Source organism: Alphaproteobacteria bacterium, assembly GCA_033344895.1.
GTDB lineage: Bacteria > Pseudomonadota > Alphaproteobacteria > UBA8366 > Aestuariispiraceae > Pacificispira.
This window is the reverse complement of the sequence record JAWPMN010000001.1, coordinates 2,097,501-2,117,364: the sequence shown is the minus strand read 5'-3', so window position 1 is coordinate 2,117,364 and position 19,864 is coordinate 2,097,501. Positions and strand designations below refer to the sequence as shown.

General features: G+C 62.8%; 19 protein-coding genes, 1 tRNA gene and 2 rRNA genes (1 of these 22 running past the window's edge). 4 read left to right on the top strand and 18 right to left on the bottom strand.

The features are described from left to right. Window positions 1-41: 41 nt before the first annotated feature. A complete protein-coding gene (locus R8L07_10380) occupies window positions 42-1,052 on the top strand; it encodes an NAD(P)-dependent alcohol dehydrogenase (protein MDW3205934.1) in 1,011 nt (336 codons plus the stop codon). Here the strand turns inward: R8L07_10380 and R8L07_10375 are convergent. After that, window positions 1,049-1,909 carry a TauD/TfdA family dioxygenase gene (locus R8L07_10375; protein MDW3205933.1) on the bottom strand — a complete coding sequence of 287 codons (861 nt, stop codon included), beginning with the start codon at window positions 1,907-1,909 and terminating at the stop codon, window positions 1,049-1,051. The genes R8L07_10380 and R8L07_10375 overlap by 4 nt on opposite strands. 167 nt (window positions 1,910-2,076) lie before the next feature. Between R8L07_10375 and R8L07_10370 the strand changes: the two genes are divergently transcribed. Next, complete coding sequence (locus tag R8L07_10370) at window positions 2,077-3,048, top strand: MBL fold metallo-hydrolase (GenBank protein MDW3205932.1); 972 nt, start codon at window positions 2,077-2,079, stop codon at window positions 3,046-3,048. A 77-nt stretch (window positions 3,049-3,125) separates the two neighbouring features. Here the strand turns inward: R8L07_10370 and R8L07_10365 are convergent, their stop codons facing one another. From R8L07_10365 to R8L07_10310, 12 genes are all read right to left on the bottom strand, one after another. Further along, on the bottom strand, window positions 3,126-3,512 hold the full coding sequence (locus R8L07_10365; GenBank protein ID MDW3205931.1) for a hypothetical protein: 387 nt from the start codon (window positions 3,510-3,512) through the stop codon (window positions 3,126-3,128). 92 nt (window positions 3,513-3,604) lie between these two features. Then, window positions 3,605-4,363, bottom strand: a complete 759-nt coding sequence (locus R8L07_10360) for a glycosyltransferase family 2 protein (protein ID MDW3205930.1) — start codon at window positions 4,361-4,363, stop codon at window positions 3,605-3,607. A 105-nt stretch (window positions 4,364-4,468) separates the two neighbouring features. Further along, window positions 4,469-5,200 (bottom strand): 3-oxoacyl-ACP reductase FabG, encoded by a 732-nt coding sequence (gene fabG / locus R8L07_10355; protein ID MDW3205929.1) that lies wholly within the window; start codon window positions 5,198-5,200, stop codon window positions 4,469-4,471. Then, window positions 5,197-5,634, bottom strand: a complete 438-nt coding sequence (locus tag R8L07_10350) for a hypothetical protein (protein MDW3205928.1) — start codon at window positions 5,632-5,634, stop codon at window positions 5,197-5,199. The genes fabG and R8L07_10350 overlap by 4 nt, the downstream gene beginning before the upstream one ends. After that, the gene (locus R8L07_10345) at window positions 5,631-6,413 is read right to left on the bottom strand and encodes a beta-ketoacyl synthase chain length factor (protein MDW3205927.1); all 783 of its coding nucleotides are present in this window, start codon (window positions 6,411-6,413) and stop codon (window positions 5,631-5,633) included. The genes R8L07_10350 and R8L07_10345 overlap by 4 nt, the downstream gene beginning before the upstream one ends. Then, entirely contained in the window at window positions 6,410-7,606 is a 1,197-nt protein-coding gene (locus tag R8L07_10340; protein MDW3205926.1) for a beta-ketoacyl-[acyl-carrier-protein] synthase family protein, read from the bottom strand. Before R8L07_10340 ends, R8L07_10345 begins: the two co-directional genes overlap by 4 nt. Then, window positions 7,603-9,903: an MMPL family transporter gene (locus R8L07_10335; GenBank protein ID MDW3205925.1), complete on the bottom strand. Its 2,301-nt coding sequence runs from the start codon at window positions 9,901-9,903 to the stop codon at window positions 7,603-7,605. The genes R8L07_10340 and R8L07_10335 overlap by 4 nt, the downstream gene beginning before the upstream one ends. After that, window positions 9,900-10,472 carry a LolA-related protein gene (locus tag R8L07_10330; GenBank protein ID MDW3205924.1) on the bottom strand — a complete coding sequence of 191 codons (573 nt, stop codon included), beginning with the start codon at window positions 10,470-10,472 and terminating at the stop codon, window positions 9,900-9,902. Before R8L07_10330 ends, R8L07_10335 begins: the two co-directional genes overlap by 4 nt. Beyond that, window positions 10,456-11,361, bottom strand: coding sequence for a hypothetical protein (locus tag R8L07_10325; protein ID MDW3205923.1), 906 nt, complete (start codon window positions 11,359-11,361; stop codon window positions 10,456-10,458). The genes R8L07_10330 and R8L07_10325 overlap by 17 nt, the downstream gene beginning before the upstream one ends. Continuing rightward, window positions 11,358-12,977 (bottom strand): AMP-binding protein, encoded by a 1,620-nt coding sequence (locus tag R8L07_10320; GenBank protein ID MDW3205922.1) that lies wholly within the window; start codon window positions 12,975-12,977, stop codon window positions 11,358-11,360. Before R8L07_10320 ends, R8L07_10325 begins: the two co-directional genes overlap by 4 nt. Further along, entirely contained in the window at window positions 12,974-13,606 is a 633-nt protein-coding gene (locus R8L07_10315; protein MDW3205921.1) for a hypothetical protein, read from the bottom strand. The genes R8L07_10320 and R8L07_10315 overlap by 4 nt, the downstream gene beginning before the upstream one ends. Window positions 13,607-13,612: 6 nt before the next feature. After that, window positions 13,613-13,882, bottom strand: a complete 270-nt coding sequence (locus R8L07_10310; GenBank protein MDW3205920.1) for a phosphopantetheine-binding protein — start codon at window positions 13,880-13,882, stop codon at window positions 13,613-13,615. A 179-nt stretch (window positions 13,883-14,061) separates the two neighbouring features. Here R8L07_10310 and R8L07_10305 point away from each other — a divergent pair, with 179 nt between their 5' ends. Continuing rightward, window positions 14,062-14,790 (top strand): YdcF family protein, encoded by a 729-nt coding sequence (locus R8L07_10305; GenBank protein ID MDW3205919.1) that lies wholly within the window; start codon window positions 14,062-14,064, stop codon window positions 14,788-14,790. On the opposite strand, the gene R8L07_10300 is transcribed toward R8L07_10305, so the two are convergent. Both R8L07_10300 and R8L07_10295 read right to left on the bottom strand, forming a co-directional pair. Further along, window positions 14,783-16,132, bottom strand: a complete 1,350-nt coding sequence (locus tag R8L07_10300; protein ID MDW3205918.1) for an NAD(P)/FAD-dependent oxidoreductase — start codon at window positions 16,130-16,132, stop codon at window positions 14,783-14,785. The genes R8L07_10305 and R8L07_10300 overlap by 8 nt on opposite strands. A 194-nt stretch (window positions 16,133-16,326) precedes the next feature. Next, window positions 16,327-16,575 carry an EF-hand domain-containing protein gene (locus tag R8L07_10295; protein ID MDW3205917.1) on the bottom strand — a complete coding sequence of 83 codons (249 nt, stop codon included), beginning with the start codon at window positions 16,573-16,575 and terminating at the stop codon, window positions 16,327-16,329. A gap of 279 nt (window positions 16,576-16,854) precedes the next feature. Here R8L07_10295 and R8L07_10290 point away from each other — a divergent pair, with 279 nt between their 5' ends. Beyond that, window positions 16,855-17,325, top strand: coding sequence for a hypothetical protein (locus R8L07_10290; protein MDW3205916.1), 471 nt, complete (start codon window positions 16,855-16,857; stop codon window positions 17,323-17,325). A 432-nt stretch (window positions 17,326-17,757) separates the two neighbouring features. Here the strand turns inward: R8L07_10290 and R8L07_10285 are convergent. The 3 genes from R8L07_10285 to R8L07_10275 all read right to left on the bottom strand — a co-directional run. Further along, a tRNA-Met gene (locus R8L07_10285) sits at window positions 17,758-17,834 on the bottom strand. Window positions 17,835-17,876: 42 nt separating this feature from the next. Then, a 5S ribosomal RNA gene (gene rrf / locus R8L07_10280) occupies window positions 17,877-17,992 on the bottom strand. A 171-nt stretch (window positions 17,993-18,163) separates the two neighbouring features. Then, window positions 18,164-19,864: ribosomal RNA gene (locus tag R8L07_10275) — 23S ribosomal RNA — on the bottom strand (it continues 1,037 nt past the right edge of the window).

Genomic DNA, 19,864 nt, shown 5'->3' with positions numbered 1-19,864 from the left:
TGGCGCGACTGCGACAAAGAGGGAGTAGGACCGTGAAAGCGATGCGCCTGGAAAACGACTGGGGATTGGACAACATCCGGCCGGTCGACCTGCCTGACCCGGAGCCCGGTCCGGACGAGGTTCTGATCCGGATGGAGGCTGTGGCGATCAATCCCCGGGATGCGATCCTGATGCAGGGCGGATACGGACGGCGAGGCGGCAATCCACCGCTGATACCGCTTTGCGACGGGGCCGGAACGATCATCGCCATGGGAGAGAGGGTGAAGGGTTTCGAGGTCGGCGACAGGGTCTGCCCGAACTTCAGCCGCACCTGGCAGGATGGTCAGATCGGCGAACGGTCCATGGAGGGCGGGCATGGCGGTCCGCTGGACGGGACAATGTGTGAACTCATGGCCATCCCCGCAAATTGCGTGGTGAAAGCGCCGCCGCATATGTCACCGGAAGAGGCGGCCACCCTGCCCTGCGCCGCCGTGACGGCCTGGAACGCCGTCGTCGAGCAGGGACGGGTCAAGGCGGGCGACACGGTACTGATCCAGGGTACCGGAGGCGTCTCCCTGTTCGCATTGCAGTTCGCCAAGATGCAGGGGGCGGAAGTCGTCCTGATTTCCTCCAGCGACGAGAAGCTGGAACGGGCCCGACCGCTGGGTGTCGATCATGCGATCAACTACTCGACCGATCCCGACTGGCACAAGGCGACGCGCCGCCTGACCGGCGGTCGTGGCCTGGACCACATCGTCGATATCGGCGGCGGCGGCACACTGGAAAAGTCCGTGGCCGCCATTCGACCCAGCGGCACGATCAGTCTGATCGGCGTTCTCGGCGGATCGGTGCCGGCTATCCCGCTCGGTCGGGTCGTCACCCAGAATGTCCGGCTTCAGGGCGTCACCTGCGGCAGCCTGAGAATGTTCGAGGATATGGTTGCGGCGATGGCGCTGCATGAAACCCGCCCGGTGCTGGACGACAACCGGTTCGAGTTCGAGGACCTTCCCGGCGCATTGGAACGGCTGCTGAAAGGCGGCCATTACGGCAAGGTCGTCTGCCGCTTCGGTTAGGCCGCCCGAACGCCGTCGAGACCGTCGACAGCCCGCGCCGTCACACACAAGCTGTCGAGCTTTCGCGGTTGTTCGTAGGGCCAGGGCGACCCACGGTGCAGGGTCGCCCGCTCGTCCCAGATCAACACATCACCCGGCCGCCAGGCATGGGAATAGATAGCTCCGGACGGGGTCATGGCAGCAAGCAGGTCATCGATCCAGGCCCGCCCCGTTCCACTGTCCATCCCCACCACCTCGAAGGCGTGCGATGCAATGTAGAGCGCTTCAGCACCGGTCACGGGATTGGTCCAGACCGCACGCCAGGTTTGGTCCGGCCATTTCGTGAACAAGGCGCCCTTCGCCAGATCCGGATCGACCTTCGCACGCGAATGCGCATAGCGATGGCGAAAGTACGTGCCTCTAAGTCGGGCACGTGTAGCCGCTGGCAGGCGGTCATACCCCGCGCGGGTGGACACGAATTCCGTGTTGCCGCCCCGATCCGGTAGCACACGCGCCACCAGGATGTTCGCCAGTGCGGGAACCGGCAGAAACGTACTGTCCGTATGCCACAGGAAATTGGCCTGGAGGTTGAGCAAGCGATGGTCTGTCGCAGTCGATACGACTGCCCCGTCCTCCGTCAGGTTGGTGACCGGGCTGATCTTGGGTTCGGGGCGGTCGTGCCGATCCTCGACCGGCCCGAACAAGCGTGCCAGCGCCATGTGGGCCGTTTCGGTGAAGCCCTGGTCGCGAAACAGCAGAAGCGAATGACGGTCGAACAGATCGCGGATGACAGGATAGAGTTCCGACAGCCTGTCCTCGGTTAACGCGAGACCGCGTATCTCGACCCCGAAATCCGGGTGAAGCGGTACCAATTCCATCGCCGGCATTCCTCTGCCTTCCGCATTTCGACATCAATCCTTCACCGCATTTTGCGAACGTGGTGTTCTGCATGCGGCATGGTTCGCTCCATTCCACTTGCCTTAACAATATACCGCCCCATTTCGATGTTAGCGGGAAAACACACCACTTAAGGGGAGACATCGGCATGTTCTTTGGGAAACAGGTTGGCGGCGTGCTGACGGGCGCCGTTATCGGTCTTACCGCGCTGGCGGCACAGGCGCAGACCGTGGCCGTCACTCCACTGGGCAGCCACGATGGCGAATTCTGCAAGTTCGACCGTGCAATGCTGTTCGTGGACCCAGACGGCACACGAATTCTCTATGATGTCGGTCGCACGGTCGCCGGCGCGGACGATCCGCGTCTTGGCGACATCGATGCCATCCTGGTCAGTCACATGCATGGCGACCATGTCGGCGACCGTCATATATCGGCGGTCAATGCGGGCACCTGCGACAGTCCGGACATTTCCCAGGTCGTCCTGCCCAACACGAACACGGTCAACATCGCGCTGGCCAAGCAATCCGCAATCGTGACCGGCAGCGAAATGCCGAAATTCTTTGCCGGAAAGCTCAAGGCGCTGGGCGGCGATCCCGGCAAGTCTCAACTGGTACGCTTCGGTGCCTCCCGAAAGGTCGGCGGTGTTACGATCACCACGGTACCGGCTGTGCATTCAAACGGCATTGCCGGCGCCATGATCGGCGGCGATCTGGGACATATGCTGGATGAATCCGGACTGACGGCCTATGCCGGACCACCGACCGGTTATGTCCTGACCTTCAGCAATGGGCTGGTCGTCTACCTGTCCGGCGACACCGGCGTAACCGCAGAACAGAAAATCGTGGTCGGGGAGCAGTACAAGGCCGAGCTCGCCGTGATCAATATCGGCGATACCTTCACCACCGGACCGACCGAGGCCGCCTATGTGATCAACGATCTGATCCGGCCGAAAGCGGTCATTCCGTCCCATGCGAACGAGGTCGCGACTGAGGGGGGCAATCCGGTCGCGGGAACCCGCACCGATGCGTTTCTGAAGGCCGTTTCCGTGCCGACCTACCTGCCGCTCAGCGGTAGAACGATGGAATTCGACGGCGACGGCGCCTGCAGCAGCGGGTGCTGATCGCGACGAGGGCCGGAAAGAGAACGGGGGCGGCCCGATGAGCCGCCCCCGCTTCCATTAAGGCGATGCGTACCGGATCAGTAGACCGAGCTACGTGCCGTGATCGCATTCTGAAGATTCTGGATCCAGCCATTGTAGTTCGAATGGATCTGGGTGCCGTCATACTTCAGATTGTTGCTGTCCTTGTACATGATGCTGTAGCGCGTCGTGTCGAAGGTGATGTCGATCACCGCAAGATGCGTGCGGATCGGCAGACGGCCCACAATGTGGCCGGGACCGTCATCCGCCATCTGCCAACCCAGGCTGGCACCGGCGGCCTTGATCATGTCGGACGCCGCGGTCACGCTCGGCGCTTCCTTGGTAAACAGGGCGTTTTCGACGTTGTAGACCGGGGCCGTGCGACAGGCCGCCAGGCCGCCCGCGATCAGAAGAACGAAAAAGATCCGTGCCACGTTGCGGTACATATACCATCTCCTTTTACAAACTTTGGCTGCGGCTAAGGTGTTTGATTTGATCCGCCCGGACAAGCCGGTATCGAGATACCAACCAACAGAGTCTACGCAAACAGAGACCGATAGAGTCCCATCGGATACATTCCGCGCCGGATCAACGACCACGCGACCATCAACACGATCCGCGTAATGTCCCGACCGGGCCGGAAATGGCTGGCGCGGAATGCGACCGAGTCATAAAGCGCCGGAATGTGAACGGACGTGCTGAGATATCCACGCTGAGCGGCACGGATCAGAATTTCGCTTTCAAAAACAAATCCGCCATAGCTCAGGGACGACAGATCGAGAGCACGCAGCAGGCCGATCGGATAGTACCGGAACCCGCTTTGCGAATCCGAAATCCGGTGACCGGCGGCCCAGGAAATCCAGAAATTTGCAATCCGGTTCGCGATCAGCCGCGCCCGAGGAAACTTCGCCCCGTCATGCAGCCGGCTGCCGATGACGACGCGGTCCCCCGCCGCACCAGCGGCCGCCAGCGTGGCAATATCTTCCGGTCGGTGCTGACCATCGCCGTCAAGCGTCACGACACCGTCGACTTGCATGGCCAGCGCCTCGCGAAAGCCACAGCGCAGGGCGGCTGCCTTGCCCATGTTGCGGGGCAGCCGAACCAGACGAACGGGCAATCCGGCAAGCTGGGTCGCGGTATCGTCCGTGGATCCGTCATCCACGACGATCACATTGGTCGTCGCGTTCAATGCGCCGACCGCAATCGCCCGGATTGAGCGCTCTTCATTGTAGGCAGGAATGACAACGGCCAGCGCTTCACCCGGTCGCGCGGCATCGGAAAACTCGGTCTTTCGCATAGAACAATTTCTCCCCGATCCCCTGCCGGCACACTGCCCCAAGCATCGGTTCACTTCAAGTATCGAGTCGCCGGAGAACAGCAGAAATTCTGGGAATTCCCGGTATCAGAGTACGCCGCCATTGACGGACACAATTTGCCCAGTGACATAAGACGCGCCGGGTGAGCACAAAAACCCGACCACCTCCGCCACTTCCTCGGGCCGCCCCGCCCGTTGCATCGGGACCAGTGCCTTGATCCGCTCCGGCGGGAAAGCGTCACGGACATCCGGCGTATCGATCACCCCCGGGGCCACCGCGTTGACCGTTACGCCCCGCGTCGCGACCTCCAGCGCCAGCGTCTTGACCGCGCCGTGCAGCCCGGCTTTTGCGGCGGCGTAAGAGGCCTGCCCCCGGTTGCCCATCAGTCCCGACAGCGACGTCACGGCGACAATCCGTCCCCAGCGCGTGCGCATCATCGGCATGATCAGGGGGCGAGCGACATGAAAGAACCCGTTCAGGGAAACATCGATCGGTGTCTGCCAGTCCGCCATAGTCATGCCCGGGAACGGTGCGTCCGACGTCACCCCGGCATTGCTGACCAGAACCTGGTAGGCCCCGCCTTGAAGGGCCTGCTGCAAGGCCGTTTCCGTAGCAGCCGCGTCGGTCACATCGAAGCCCAGCGTATCCGCTGCGCCGCCATCCGCCTCAATTTCGCGCCGAAGGGTTTCCGCCGAATCCCGGCTGCTGCGGTAGTGGATGGTGACGTGATAACCGTCCGCCGCCAGACGGCGGCACAGCGCCGAGCCGATGGCCCCGGCACCGCCCGTCACCAACGCGCGTCGCCGCTTGTCCGTCATGCGTCCTCCATGTCCAGCAGGCGAACCGTCAGCCGGCCGGTGGCAATTTCTTCCGTCATCGGTGTGTCGCGATACAGCCGGAAGGTATAAAGCAGCGCCGCCGGATCGGCCATCAACCGCGTCGCCTCGACCAGGATCGGCGCGTCTATCCCGGAAAGATCGTCAATCGTCAGCCGGACATCCTTCAGGGCGGCGAGGAAACCGCCGGGCACGGCCCCATCGTTCAGAGAACCGTGGACCGCCGCCGCCTGCGCGGCGTACTCGCTGACAGCCGTCGACGACAGCTGTCCGTCCCGCCGCAACGGATTATCTGCCCGGCGATGACTGAGGGTTCGGCACAGGACCTTCTGCGTGTCCCAGGATACCACTTCGTCCAGCAGAACCATCGCCCCGGCATGCGGCACCAGATCGGCAAGGATGCGATCCCGGTTCATGCCGACACGTCCACCGACAGGAAATAGTCGTTGCCCGCCTCCAGCACCACAGGTTTCGGGTCGATTAGGCTTTCCAACAGCGGCAATGCGCGTGCGGCCGGGCAGGTCTGCCACAAACCATGCAATTCCGTCCTGGCCGGTGGGTCCCCGGGACCCTGGGCGCAACCGGAAACCGTCAGCAGCGGACCGGACGCATCGGCCGCATCGGGCGTCAGAACCAGTCCGACGGCAAACGCGCCAAGTGACGGGCGTGTTTCGCTCAGCGGCGGCGGAAAGGGATGGTCTGCGGCGACGAGCAGCACCGGACGCTCGAACTGCACAATGGTCAATGCGGCCTTGAGAAGCGCCGCACCGAAACTGCCCTGCCCCCCGGCCAGACTGGTCGAGGCCCGATGGTTTCCGGCGCCGATGCTCCAATAGCCCGCCATCGCATTATGAACGGAGTTGTGAAAATGCGTCGGCGAAACGGAGCGTGCCGGTGTCCGCAGCGCCGCCATGACCGCATGGGTCACCGCGCCGTCCCCCAGGGCGCTGGTGAAGACGCAATCCGTGGCGTCGCGCGACATGCCGGAATCCTCGCACGCGCCCTCTGCGACGCCCAGCGCCAGGCGCACCAGACGGCTCACCCGCCGCCGTTCATTGGCCGAAAGGATCGTGGGCGACGGAATGGAGAGAGATTGCGGCTCCCAGGGCGCCTCACCGGTAAGGACGCGCCTCGCATGGCCCCAGTCGCTCAAACCGGACCCGATCGCCGAAATGCCCGCCACGCGCATTCTCATGGCCTGTCCTCGCGACTGAACAACAGGCTGCAATTGTTACCGCCGAACCCGAAATTGTTGGTCAGGACGTGGACCAGATCCGCCGGGACGGTGTCCGTCAGCGGTCGGCAAAGGGCATCGGGGTCCAGTGTCTCCAGATTGAGGTTCGCCGGGGCAATCCCTGCCTCAAGGGAGATCAGGACGATCGCCGCCTCCACCGCACCGGCCGCGCCCAGTGTGTGCCCGGTCCACCCCTTGGTCGAACTGCAGCGCATGTCGGGTCCCAGCACATCCGCAATGGCGCGATCTTCCACCCGGTCGTTCAGAAGGCTGCCGGTGCCGTGCATGTTGACATAGCCGATCTCCGCCGCGGTCAGCGCAGCCCGTTGCAATGCCTGCTCCATCGCCATGCGGGCGCCCAGGCCTTCCGGGTGCGGCGACGACATGTGGTGCGCATCGGAACTCTCGCCAAAGCCGGTCAGGCGCAGGGCCGGCCCATCGTCGCCATGCTCTCGCTCCAGAAGGGCGAAGCCTCCCGCCTCTCCGATGCAGATGCCTTGCCGGTCCACATCGTTGGGCCGACAGGGGACCGGCGACAGCAGTTGCAGGGCGTTGAAACCGCGCAGCGAGGTTTCGCACAACGTATCGACACCGCCGACGATTACCGCATCACACAGTCCGGCCTGGATCAGCTGCGCACCATCGATAAAAGTCTTGGTACTGGACGCACAAGCGGCAGAAATCGTGTAGGACGGACCGCGAAGGTCCAGACGCCTGCGAACATACTCGGACAGGGAATACAGATCCTGGGATTTCTCGAACTCGAATTCCGGCGGCAGGGGACCTTCGCCAGACCATTTGAGAAACGCATCCTCTCCGCTGGCGATACCGGACGTGCTGGTCCCCAGGACAACCCCGATCCGTTCCGGACCATAGCGTTTTCGCGCCGCCGCCGCCCTGGTCTCGAAGCCGTCCTGGCGCAGGGTCAGCTCCGCCAGCCGGTTGTTGCGGCAGTCGAAGGCTTCAACGGCGTTCGGCACCGCCACCATGTCCAATCCGTCGACACGCCCAACATAGGTATCCAGCACACCGACCGGGTCCTCATAGCGGGTAAGCCCGCCGGTTTTGCTGATCAGCGCCGATTTCAGCGCATCCCGACCGCGCCCGACGGCACTGACACAGGTATAGGCGGTGATGAAGGGCTGAAAGGTCACGTCGATCTGGATCCGCCAGCAAGACAGAGGGTGAGAACGAAACTCAGGAGCGCGCCGATTGCGACGGTCGTTCCAATCGCGCTCAGGACCGGAATGGAAGACGTTGCCAGTACCGCAAAGACAACCGTAGACGTCCCGCAGCAGGCCGCTACCGACCGGAATCCGTCGATTCCGTCCTGATCCGACGCTGAGTAATCGGGAAAGAACAATGCATAGTCAACCCCGATGCTCGCGACGAGCAGCAACGCCAGCAGATGGAACAGGTTCAGGCTGACCCCCGCGGCCAGCAACAGCGCGGCGGTCAGTGCCACAGCCCCGGCGGGGGGAAGCAGCACCCGCCATAGTCGGCGGAAAGATTGCAGCCCGACCGCCAGTACGGCAGCGCCGATGCCCAGCCCGACCAGCAGCAAGAAAGTCGCTTCGGCCCGATAGTCTCTCACGATGTCCTGCGCCACCGCCGCAAGGTCGACGAGGCGAGCCCCGGCAAGGTCGTCCATCGACAGGTCGATGGGCGGAGTCAGGGGAACCATCGCCGCCCAGCCATTGTCGGTTTGCCACGGGAAGGGATACAGCAGGCCAAGCGGCCCGGCGCGCAGATCGTCCGGCAGAAGGGGCTGGGCATGCTTCTGGTTCTCGATATCGGCAAGGAACGGGCTCAGCACCGATGGCTCGACGGGCAAATCCGAGACCGCGCCGGTCAGGGCCTGGCGCAGGGTTTGCTCCGACGGCATGTCAGCCTGCCGCGCGCGCTGCTTTGCCTCCGGAGGCAGCAGGCCAGCCACGGCCGGGTAGCCGCCGAGACGCCCGGCTTCGATCGCGACATCCAGCCGTTCCAGCGTTTCCGGCCATTGCGCCAGAACGTCCTGTTCGGTGTCCCCCTCAATGACCAGGGCGCGCCGGACATCGGGCAAATGCAGGGCCTTGCGCAGCGCGCCGTCCAGGGCACGCGCATCGCCATCCGCCACGCCGATACGGGACAGGTCGGTTTCCCAAACCGGTTCCGGTCTGAAGAACGCGGCAGCCGTGATGACAAGAAAGCCCAGTGCCAGCAGACAGGCCATCGCGAGGCGCGGGCGGCGAAGACCGCGCAGCCGGGTCCAGATCACATTGCTGTAGATCGGCCGGCCGGCATATGTCCTGTCCGCCATCAGGACCGGGAGGACATAGCGGCTGACCGCCAGAGAAACGGCGACCCCCGTTGCGGACAGAACGCCGATCTGTGCCAGTCCCGGAAAGCTGGACTGCGTCAATGCCAGAACCCCGACCAGGGTCGTCGCCGCGCCGACGGTCATGGGGCGGGCAATGCGCTGTGCCGCGACCGTGGCGGCCTCTCCCGGACGTCGATGACCGAACAGATGAATTGGATAGTCGACGGCGACCCCGGCGAGGACCACGCCGAAAGTGATGGCAACGCCATGGACCGACCCGAAGACCGCCTGCGTGATCAATATGCCGCTCAGAACGCCCAGGCCGACCGGAATTCCGGCCAGCAGCAGCAAAGCCCCACTGCGATACATCAGCAGCAACAGCGCCGCCACCGCCACACTCGCGATCAGGGTCAATCGCATCATGTCCGCGCGGATCTTCTCGCTGGCACGCAACGCAAACACACCGGGCCCGCTGACCTCCGCCGACAGGCCGGGCCAGTCCACCCGTTCCGCGGCCAGCGCGGTGTTCAGTGCATTGATCGCCGTTGCCTGTGCCGCCGTATCGCCGGCGCGCGCGGAAAACTGGATCAGCAGCAGGGCGCGTCCGTCCGAATCCATCCAGACGCCATGACGGCGCTCGGGACCCAGGCCGGCCGGCGGCATCGGTATCACGGCGCGATACCGTCCGACCGGATCGCGGGGAAAGATATCTCGTGTCGCCCATCCCGCCGCGCCGGCCAGCCCGGCCAGTTCCGCCCCGATCGCCCGCTTCAATGCGGGTTCGGAAAAGTGGTCGCTCTCAAACTCTGGGCCCAGCAGATATCGATGGGTCAGCAGATAGTCCCGCAGTTGGGGGTCAACCCACGGTCGACCGTTGCGCACGAAAGCGACAAGCGGATCCGCCCGCAGCCCCCTGACCAGACGGTCACTGATCCTCGCGATGTCGCCTTCGGACGGGCCGGACAGGCGAACCATCATCAGTGAGCCGGGACGGTCGAAGCCGGCGGCCAGGGCCCGGCTTTCTACATTTCGGCTGTCCGGCAGGAAGAAGGACAGATCCGTGACGACATTCGTTGTTTGGACGACCAAAATTGCCAGCATCACGGCGACGAACGCTGTCGCGCCCCATGTAGCCGCTAGCCGTCTCATTCGTCGTCATGCAGCAGGGTCATGGTGCTGCGATCGCCATCCGTCGAACGGATGTCTATCGTTTCGATACGATCGTCCGCCCCCTGCAGCACGATTTCCTCGACCGCTTCCGCGACCGCCCCCGGCTTCGGCGACAGGAATATCGACCATCCATCGCGATCCCCCTTCAACGCGATATCGAACACATCTTCGGCAGGACCGAAGCGGCCGGTCAGCCCGGCCTGCAGTGCAGCGGACAGGCCCCGCAGCATGGGGTGGTCGTCGACGTCGTAGCTTTGCCAGCCATCCTCGGATTCCACCTCCATGTTGGCGCCATCCAGAATCAGACTTTCTCTTTTCGGCGCGACGACATGCTTTTCGATGCGGTCTCCATGGCGGGCGACATAGCCGGTCGAAACAAGTGGCGAAGAGAGGTAAGCAACCGTTCGTTCTTCGCGGAATCCAACCCGGCCTTCGGTCGCATTGCCCAGGGCTTCGCCGAGTTCCGACAGCCCCCAGTCCGACGCCCCTGCGACAGCGGACCAGCAGATCAACAGGACTGCGACACTCGCCCTAATGCCAGAAATCATAGAAGTTGAACCAGTTCCCGGGATGAGCCCGAACCCATCTTTCAAGTGTTTCCACGTAACGCGAGAGCTCCTGTTCGATGGCGGAGGTCTTCCCGCCCCTTTCCCGTCGCACCCGCTCTGCGAGGTACCGGAACCGTATCATATAGCGATTGCCACCCTGGTACACGCCGGCAAACATCACCACCGGCGCCCCCGTCACAGCGGCCAGAATCCAGGGTGAGATCGGGAATCCCGCCGGGGCGCCGAGGAAGGGTTGACGCAGCGTCTTGTCCCCGGCCGGCACCCGGTCGCCCAGTATACCGATGGCCCCACCGTCACGCAGCCATTCGCCGACCCGCAACATGCTTTCCGGCCGTCCCAAAGGGATAACCGTGTCCGCCAGTTCCGGATTGATCCGGTTCAGGGCGGCCGCGACCCGGCCATCCGGCCCCTCATGCATCAGCACCTTGAGACGCAGATCCGGCCGCTTGCGGGCCAATGCCCGCATCGCGTCGAAACTGCCGAAATGCGCCCCGACCAGAATGGCGCCGCGCCCGTTCTCGACCGCCTTGTCGATGGCGTCCAGTCCATCAAACTCCAACCGAAACACGTCGAACCGGTCGGTCAGGAAAAAGACACGATCCAGGATCGTCGCAGCAAAGCTGTGGAAATGACCGTAAACCGCCCCGATCCCGACAGGCCGGTCGTGGACCCGGGACAGAAAGGCGGCCGAATGGCGCCGCGCATTCGGCGCCATGATCACGAAATAGAGACTGATCGGGTGCAGCAGGAACCGGGCCGTCCCCCGGCCGATATTGCGGGCAACCCAGACAATGAAGCGAATTAGAAACGGGCTGCCGCGTTCGGCGCGGCCGGCCCATTCGCTCGGTCTGTTCGTCGCCCCATTCACGCTGCCTCCCCGCGGATCGCGACCTTTGCCGACAGAATACGTCTGTCCCCCGACTTGCATTCCAGTGCAACCCTGGTCCCGTCGCCGATTGCCCGCTTGGCGACCGTGCAGCGTTCGCCGGCGCGCAGAACATCGTGAAACCGGACCGACAGCAGGACCTCGACGGACCTCAGCCCAGCGGCCGCAATCGCATGATCCAACGTCACAGCCCCCGGAACGATTGGATTTCCCGGAAAATGCCCGGGCAGAGCTGGATGTTCGTCTGAGATCGTGAAGGCCGGTTCCTGCAGCAAAATCGCAGATCCGGCCTCCTCCTCGATCAGCGCACGCACCGTTTCCACCTGGACCTTACCCACGGCCGTTCTTGGCAGATCGTCCAAGAAGGCTACGCGCCGCGGGACAAAGACCGATGGGACGCGCTGACGCATGCCACGGCGAATGTCATCGGCGGAAGTACCCGGCTCCGCAACCACGGCCGCGACGGGCCGCGCGGCGGCGGTATGCCCCTCGTTCTGTTCGGCAGGCGGCAGCACGACCCCGTCGCGGACCATAGGCAGGTCGTTCAACGCGGCGGTCAGCCCTGCCAGGGAGGCGCGCTTGCCGGCGACCTTCAAAAGATCGCGGTCCCGCGCAACCAGTCGGAAACCGGTCTCCGTCGGCTCAAGCCGGTCGTTCAGCACCAATCCTTCGCCCAGAAACGCCCCGCGCGCCGTAGCTTGGCCATCGGTTTCTATGGTCAGCCCGACATCCAGGCGCGGGCGAAAATCCTCCCCCAATGCTGTGCGTCGGGTTGCCAGCATCCCGGTTTCCGTACTGCCATAGACTTCGAGGATCGGCCCGCCGAGCAGGTCTTCTCCCCGGGCGGCAAGGTCTGCATCCAGCGGCGCCGTCGCGACGACCGCGCGATCGATCGGGGGCGGGCGTTCTCCGGTCTCGACCAGGGCGCGGAGATGCAGGGGCGTCAGAATGAGGACCCTTCGATCGGGAACGGCCTGCAGCGCCCGGACGATATCCGCGGCGAAGAAGGGACGCGCGTCCAGAACCGATACGGTATCCGTGCCAAGCGGCAACAGCACACTGGATTCGAAGCCGAACATATGCTGTCCGGGAACGGTGACGACCATGCTCACCGGCCCTTCATCCGTTCCCAGAATGCGTCGCCAGGCTGCGGCACCGGCGTCAAAGAAGCTTCGGTCATGGCGATGCGCAACCGGCTCCCCCGTCGATCCGGACGTGTAGAGCGTGACGCCGCAATCCTTTCGCCAGACCATGCTGGTCCCCGCAGCGGCCGCGCCGAACAAATCGTCGGTCACCCGCAGGCATTCCACGCCGTTTACATCGGGGTCGTGGGCTGACAGCAGAACCACGGCCGATCCGTATCGACCGAGCACCGAACGAATCGCGCTGCGGGCGTCATCGGGCGGCAGGATGATCTCTCGCCCAGCCTGCTGGCCCGCGACGACCGCCGCGAAGAGATCCCGACGGCGGCTGCAGAGCGGCATGATCGGTCCGGGCGCCGCCGCCGCGAGACGGTGCGCCAGTTCCGCGCCCGCCGCGAAGATTTGTTCGCGCGAAACCGGCCCTTCGTCGCTGAGAATCAGCGCCGGGCCCGTCACGGTGCGATCCAGGTCTTCGGGCTCAACAGGGTGCGCATCGTTTCCACCGGCGAATTGCCACCGATATGGCGAAAGACGATGCCGCGATAGGCATGTTCGCCCAGGAAGAAGGAGACGCAGATCAACGGCATTGCGATGTTCACGCTCCAGGACCATGTCTCCGGCGTCGCCATGAGGCCAAGTCCCGCGGATGCAATCGTCAAGGCGCCCAGCAATACGGTCCAGAGGATGGTGAGGATACGGGTATAGCGTTCCAGTTCGGTCGGGAACCTGTCCCTGTGCAGGCGGCTGAACCGGCGGATCAAAGGTTCATGGCCCGGCAACAAGGTGCGTCCGAACATCCAGGCAAACCATCCGTGGATCAGAATGGGCGGCAAGGCGACGATACGCGCCATGTCAGGCTCGGCAAATACCGCCAGAATCTGCGCCGCCGCCAGGGTTGCCGCCACACCGGTCAGGATCCAGAACAGGCCCCGCGCGCCCTGTGTCAGCGCAACCAGAATCGCGTTGATGCCCACGGCCGCAGCAAGACAAGTCAGGGCATAGAGACCGAAGCCATAGACGATGCAGAGGTGAACGCCGGCAATCGTGAGGACGGGAATCAGAAGCCGCAGAATCTGCAACACCATCGCCCATCATCCTCCGCGGTTGGCCTCGATCGCCTCCGTCAACGTGCGCAGCGAGCCGAAGATTTTCTGAATCTCGGGATCGTCCGACCGAATGGTGTAGTTATAGCGTTGCGAGATTTCCAGGGAAAGTTCGAGCGCATCGATGGAATCGAGCCCCAAGCCTTCCCCGAACAGAGGTTCGTCGGGATCGATGTCCTCGGGCGAAACATCCTCGAGATGCAGGGCCTCAATGATCAATTCCGCGACTTCTACCTGAAAGGCCGACTTTTCCGACACTTACCTTCCACCTTTTCAACTCATCTTGCATCCGGCTCTACGTGAGGAGAGCGCGCCGCAGATCGAAATTCTTATTGAAATTCTGGGATTACGACCGTGCTAATTGCCTTGGCGTTAGATATGACAAACCATCGATAGGGGCAAGTGAGAAGGGGGCGGAGCTTCGGCTCCGCGAAACCATGGCCGACGCGTTCGGACCCGTTCATGACGTCTCGAAAAGCGTGCCGTCCCGCTTCGGCCGATTGCGCAGCATGGGGCCGGACGGCCTGGCAATGCTGCTGGCCTCCTGCGCCGGCATCGTCCTGACGGGCGGAATCAGCCTGCTGCTCTGTCTCGCACGGGTCGCGCGCCACGCCGCCAAGACACCGAGTACGGTCGAACCAGCGCGGCGGGTCAGGCCCCCACCGACAATCCTTGTACCGGGAGTCTGCCTTGCATCCGACGGATCGCCGGTTCCGGATTTCAGGGCGCGCCTGTCCCGTGCCGCCACCTTTCCCGACGGACAGATCATCATTCTGGGCGGAGCCACACGGCCCGGCGCCGAATTGAGCGAAGCCATGGCCGGCCGGCAATGGCTGCAGGCGCAGGGCACCCCCGACGACCGTATCCTCTGCGAGGAAAGCTCCCGAAATACGCTGGAGAATCTCCGCGCCGCCCGCGGTCATTTCACGGCCGAAAGTACGGTGCCGATCATTGTCTCGAACCGGTATCACCTGGCCCGGATAGACGTCCTGGCACGCGGGCTCGGCATGCGCCCCACACTCTGCGCCGCCGAAGCTCAAATGATTTGGAGCGCGGCATTCTGTTCCAGACTGCTGCTGGAGGCATTTTTCATTCATTGGTACTTTGTCGGCCGGTCGCTGGCGCGCCTGTTTCGCCGGGAGCGGATGCTGGCCCGCGTCAGCTGAATGGGGCTTCGTGTTCCTCCAGCCGGCCGCGATAGACGCCTCCCCGGCGCCAAAGAAGGGCGCTGGTCACCCAGTAGACCGCCCGAAACAGCATCAGGCGCGGCCAAAGAACGGTTCGACCATAGACATCGCCTGAGAGGACCGAAATCACCGCGGCACGCAGCGAGAACCTGTTTGTCGGGCGTGTGAACAATGTCCGGAAGGCCGGGCTGGTGAAGCGGTAGATGAACCAGGAAAAAACCCGCAGGCCGCGCTTCACCCGGCGTTCGTAGCGGCGGCGGTAGCGGGCCTCCCCTTTCGGGTCCTTCAGACAGCTTTCGACCGCATCGGCGGCATATTCGGCGCCCTGCATCGCCAGATAGACGCCGCTGGAAAAGACCGGATCGATGAAGGCATAGGCATCGCCGACCAGGAGAAAGCGCTCCCCCGACATGCGCGTCGACCGATAGGAAAAATTGCCGGTACCCTGGACCCCGTCCCTGGCCCGGGCCGCCTGCATCCGTTCGGCCAGTCCGGGCGTCTTGCCTACCGTCTCGAAAAACAACGCCTCCAGGCTGCTGCCCCGATCCTTCAGATAGCGCGGGTAGCAGACCATTCCGACGCTGGTGCAGCCATCACGAAGCGGAATGACCCAGAACCATCCCTGGTCAAACCAGTAGATACTGATATTGCCGGCCTCCTGCCCCGGGCGCCGGGCAACACCGTCAAAATGACCGAATACTGCGGCGCTGGCATGGCGCGGATCGCGTTTCTTTAGCCCCAGCTTGCGGCTCAGGTAACTGTCCCGGCCGGTCGCATCGACGACCCAGTCGGCATCAACAATCACCGCCTGGCCGTCCCGGGACACGGCCCGGGCAGTGACGCCATCGTCCCGTATCTCGAGATCGTCCAGACGCGTCTCCTGAAAGACTCGGGCGCCGATACGTTCCGCATTCTCGATCAACATATGGTCGAATTCGGAACGGCGGACCTGAAACGCGGTGGGCTCGTCCGGCCGGAGGGCCTCGCAGAAATTGAACACGACATGGCGGCTGCCATCCGGGACCGAGAAGTCTGCCCCTCGCTTCAGAACCCCGATCTCCTCCAACCGGGTCTCAAGCCCGAGCCGACGCAGAATCGGGATGTTTCGGGGCAACAGGGATTCACCGATGTGAAACCGCGGATGCCGTTCCTTTTCCAGCAGCAGAACGTCGATACCGCGTTCCGCCAACAGCGCCGCAGTGGTCGATCCTGCCGGGCCGCCACCGATGACCAGAACGGAGCATCGTTCGCTGTGAACAGATGGCGCGCCCTGCGCGCTGTCCAGGTCGTCTGATTGGGGGCGAATGACTGTCTCGGGCATGTGCGTCTCTGAATTGGGTTAGGTGACCCGACAGGCAGCGCTCTCCCGAAGCAGCGCCGATCGGTTACGACCGTTTTCTAGCCGATGGTGCAGTCTTGTGCATCTTCGATTTCGGCGAATGCCGTGCGCACAAAAAATGCCCCCGCCAAGCGGCGGGGGCAGTCGTCAGTCATGCAAATGTGATGCGTCGCAGGTTATTCCAGCGCGATCGTGCCGGCCGCGGCAGCCGCCGCGAATTCGTCGGCACTGACCGAGCCGTTCGCGTCCGTATCGGCGGACGTGAAGGCGTCACCGCTGAGCGACGGGAAGGCTTCCTTGAATTCTTCGGCGCTCATCGCACCGTCACCGTTCATGTCGGCAGATTTGAAGACCGCTTCGTCGGCGTGGGCCAGAGACGAAGTCAGAAGCGCTGCTACCGCGAGCGCGGATGCGACACGTTTCATTGCCGCAATTCTCCACTTTTACAGGTATGCCGGCATCGTCCTAGTCGATGCCGCGGGCAGGAACCGTCCCGCCCCGCGCGAAGAATTGGGATGTCCCGGGAGGACCTGCAAGAGGGAGAGGAGCCCCGCCCTGAAATATTTTTTGGCCCGTGTCACAAACCGTGTCTTGGCCCCCTTGCGACGGACTGAAACACCGTTCGACGCGGTCAGGGCCGCCAACGGGCCCCGCCAAGACATCCGCCCCCGTTCGCGCCTCCGCGCGCCATTGACCCAAACACCATGCCGGTCGACAACAGGGGCAACAAACATCTCAAGCGGGAGTCCCCGGTGCAGGGCATCTCCTTATTTGCGGCCACTGCGACCCTTGTGATCACCACCCTTGGTATCACCGCTCCTTCCCTTCGGAAGGCCATGGCTAAACCGTGCTGCGACCCGGCTGGTCCGTTTGCCGCGGCGGACACCTCGCCGCGCCATCCCACCAGATGTGAAACCAATTCAGACTGGATCGACCGTGTCCCCGATCATGACGGGCGGTTGAACATGGCAATTCCAGGCAGGCTTACGCATGTCGGAAGCGACGGCGCTCTGGCCTATCTGATCATGTGTCCCGAGGATCAGGTCCAAGTCCTCTGCATTGCGTATCAGACCAACGGGATGCAATCTGGCGACAACGTCACCTTCAGCGGCGGCTACGATCGGCTAGGCAAAAGTCAGATCGTGCTCGACCCCTGTCTGGCGCATCGGAACTAACAAAGGACGCCGACGGCCATGCCTGACAGGCGCATTGCCCAAATGATCCATCTTCCAGCCAGGTATGGGCCAGGCCTTGCGGCGGCACTGCTGCTCAGTGCCTGTGTCACTCTGGCCCGCCCTTATGAGGAGGTTGGGTCGGGTTCTGATTTTGTGTTGTATCGGGCGGTTTCGGGAGGATCTGGTGTCGCGCCTGTTGGACAGCAGGTCGGGGCTGCGGCGGCGCGTCATTGCGCGGGTTTTGGGCGCGAGGCGGTACTGGAGGAGCGTTCGGAGAGTTCCGAGGCGCTTTATCTACGCTATTCCTGCCGTGTTGTTGGGTCGGATTAGCTGCGCCGTCCCCTCCTTTTGGGTGTCTGGGGATCTGCTTTGTATTTGCTTCCTAAAGCAGAAGCCCCGCTCGGAGGAACGGGGCTATGGTATTTGTATGCTTGGTTGCGGGGGCAGGATTTGAACCTGCGACCTTCAGGTTATGAGCCTGACGAGCTACCGGGCTGCTCCACCCCGCGTTGGGGTTGGGTATTGGATCATGGTGTTGGTTCCCATGGAAGACTTGGCGGCGACCTACTCTCCCGCGGCTTAAGCCGAAGTACCATTGGCGCAGGAGGGTTTCACGGCCGAGTTCGGGATGGGATCGGGTGCTGGGCCCTCCGCTATGGCCACCAAGTCGTCGATGGGAACCAAGAGGAAGTATTGAAGCGTTTTTGAGTGTTTTGCGTGATGGCCGGATCCATTGGATTGGACGGCGTCTCTCGCGAGATTGTCTATTTTGATTTGGTGCCCACTCGCCTAAGCGTTCGGGTAGATCCTGTTTGGGATTTACCGTCATGCGAAGGGGAGATGGAAGCCATTCGAGCAATTAGTACCGGTAAGCTTCACGCATTACTGCGCTTCCACACCCGGCCTATCGACGTGGTGGTCTACCACGGCTCTCAGGCGAGACCTGGTTTTGAGGGGGGTTTCCCGCTTAGATGCCTTCAGCGGTTATCCCGTCCATACATAGCTACGCGGCAGTGCCACTGGCGTGACAACCGCTCCACCAGAGGTATGTCCATCCCGGTCCTCTCGTACTAGGGACAGATCCTCTCAAGTCTCGAACACCCACGGCAGATAGGGACCGAACTGTCTCACGACGTTCTAAACCCAGCTCACGTACCTCTTTAAATGGCGAACAGCCATACCCTTGGGACCTGCTCCAGCCCCAGGATGAGATGAGCCGACATCGAGGTGCCAAACACCCCCGTCGATGTGGACTCTTGGGGGGTATCAGCCTGTTATCCCCGGAGTACCTTTTATCCGTTGAGCGATGGCCCTTCCACGCGGGACCACCGGATCACTAGGACCGACTTTCGTCTCTGCTCCATCCGTCGATGTCGCAGTCAAGCGAGCTTATGCCCTTGCACTCGTCGAGCGATTTCCGACCGCTCTGAGCTCACCTTCGCGCGCCTCCGTTACTCTTTGGGAGGCGACCGCCCCAGTCAAACTACCCACCACGCAGGGTCCCGGACCCGGTTTCACGGGCCGCGGTTAGACAACAAGAGCGTCAAGGGTGGTATTTCAAGGATGACTCCACCGAGACTGGCGTCCCGGCTTCAACGTCTCCCACCTATCCTACACATGACGGTCCTGTTGCCACTGCGAAGCTATAGTAAAGGTTCACGGGGTCTTTCCGTCTGACCGCGGGAACTCCGCATCTTCACGGAGAGTTCAATTTCGCTGAGTCCGCGTTGGAGACAGTAGGGCAGTCGTTACGCCATTCGTGCAGGTCGGAACTTACCCGACAAGGAATTTCGCTACCTTAGGACCGTTATAGTTACGGCCGCCGTTTACCGGGGCTTCAATTCGACGCTCTCACATCTCCTCTTAACCTTCCGGCACCGGGCAGGCGTCAGACCCTATACGTCGTGTTAGCCACTTCGCAGAGCCCTGTGTTTTTAGTAAACAGTCGCCACCCTCGTTTCCGTGCCCCCTCACACTGGTTGCCCAATGCAAGGGCCCCCTTATCCCGAAGTTACGGGGGTATTTTGCCGAGTTCCTTCAACGCGGTTCTCTCAAGCGCCTTGGTATACTCTACCATCCCACCTGTGTCGGTTTCGGGTACGGTCTATTCTCGAGGCTATTTCCAGGGACCGCTTCATCGCCCGTCCAATCCGATAAGGACGAACAATCACCACGATCCGTCAACTCCCGAGAGGCCCAGGAATATTAACCTGGTTCCCATCGACTACGCCTTTCGGCCTCGCCTTAGGGGCCGGCTCACCCTGCGCGGATTAGCCTTGCGCAGGAACCCTTGGGATTTCGGCGAGAGTGTTTCTCACACTCTTTATCGCTACTCATGTCAGCATTCGCACTTCCGATATCTCCAGGACCCCTCGCGGGTATCCCTTCACAGACCTACGGAACGCTCCGCTACCACTCCATTAAGGAGTCCGCAGCTTCGGTGTACGGCTTGAGCCCCGGTACATCTTCGGCGCAAGGCGGCTTATTTAGACCAGTGAGCTATTACGCTTTCTTTAAACGATGGCTGCTTCTAAGCCAA

Coding starts and splice junctions, on each gene's coding strand:
- R8L07_10380 (MDW3205934.1), top strand. CDS start 42: ATGCGCCTGGAAAACGACTGGGGATTGGACAACATCCGGCCGGTCGAC.
- R8L07_10375 (MDW3205933.1), bottom strand. CDS start 1,909: ATGGAATTGGTACCGCTTCACCCGGATTTCGGGGTCGAGATACGCGGT.
- R8L07_10370 (MDW3205932.1), top strand. CDS start 2,077: ATGTTCTTTGGGAAACAGGTTGGCGGCGTGCTGACGGGCGCCGTTATC.
- R8L07_10365 (MDW3205931.1), bottom strand. CDS start 3,512: ATGTACCGCAACGTGGCACGGATCTTTTTCGTTCTTCTGATCGCGGGC.
- R8L07_10360 (MDW3205930.1), bottom strand. CDS start 4,363: ATGCGAAAGACCGAGTTTTCCGATGCCGCGCGACCGGGTGAAGCGCTG.
- fabG (MDW3205929.1), bottom strand. CDS start 5,200: ATGACGGACAAGCGGCGACGCGCGTTGGTGACGGGCGGTGCCGGGGCC.
- R8L07_10350 (MDW3205928.1), bottom strand. CDS start 5,634: ATGAACCGGGATCGCATCCTTGCCGATCTGGTGCCGCATGCCGGGGCG.
- R8L07_10345 (MDW3205927.1), bottom strand. CDS start 6,413: ATGAGAATGCGCGTGGCGGGCATTTCGGCGATCGGGTCCGGTTTGAGC.
- R8L07_10335 (MDW3205925.1), bottom strand. CDS start 9,903: ATGAGACGGCTAGCGGCTACATGGGGCGCGACAGCGTTCGTCGCCGTG.
- R8L07_10330 (MDW3205924.1), bottom strand. CDS start 10,472: ATGATTTCTGGCATTAGGGCGAGTGTCGCAGTCCTGTTGATCTGCTGG.
- R8L07_10315 (MDW3205921.1), bottom strand. CDS start 13,606: ATGGTGTTGCAGATTCTGCGGCTTCTGATTCCCGTCCTCACGATTGCC.
- R8L07_10305 (MDW3205919.1), top strand. CDS start 14,062: ATGGCCGACGCGTTCGGACCCGTTCATGACGTCTCGAAAAGCGTGCCG.
- R8L07_10300 (MDW3205918.1), bottom strand. CDS start 16,132: ATGCCCGAGACAGTCATTCGCCCCCAATCAGACGACCTGGACAGCGCG.
- R8L07_10295 (MDW3205917.1), bottom strand. CDS start 16,575: ATGAAACGTGTCGCATCCGCGCTCGCGGTAGCAGCGCTTCTGACTTCG.
- R8L07_10290 (MDW3205916.1), top strand. CDS start 16,855: ATGCCGGTCGACAACAGGGGCAACAAACATCTCAAGCGGGAGTCCCCG.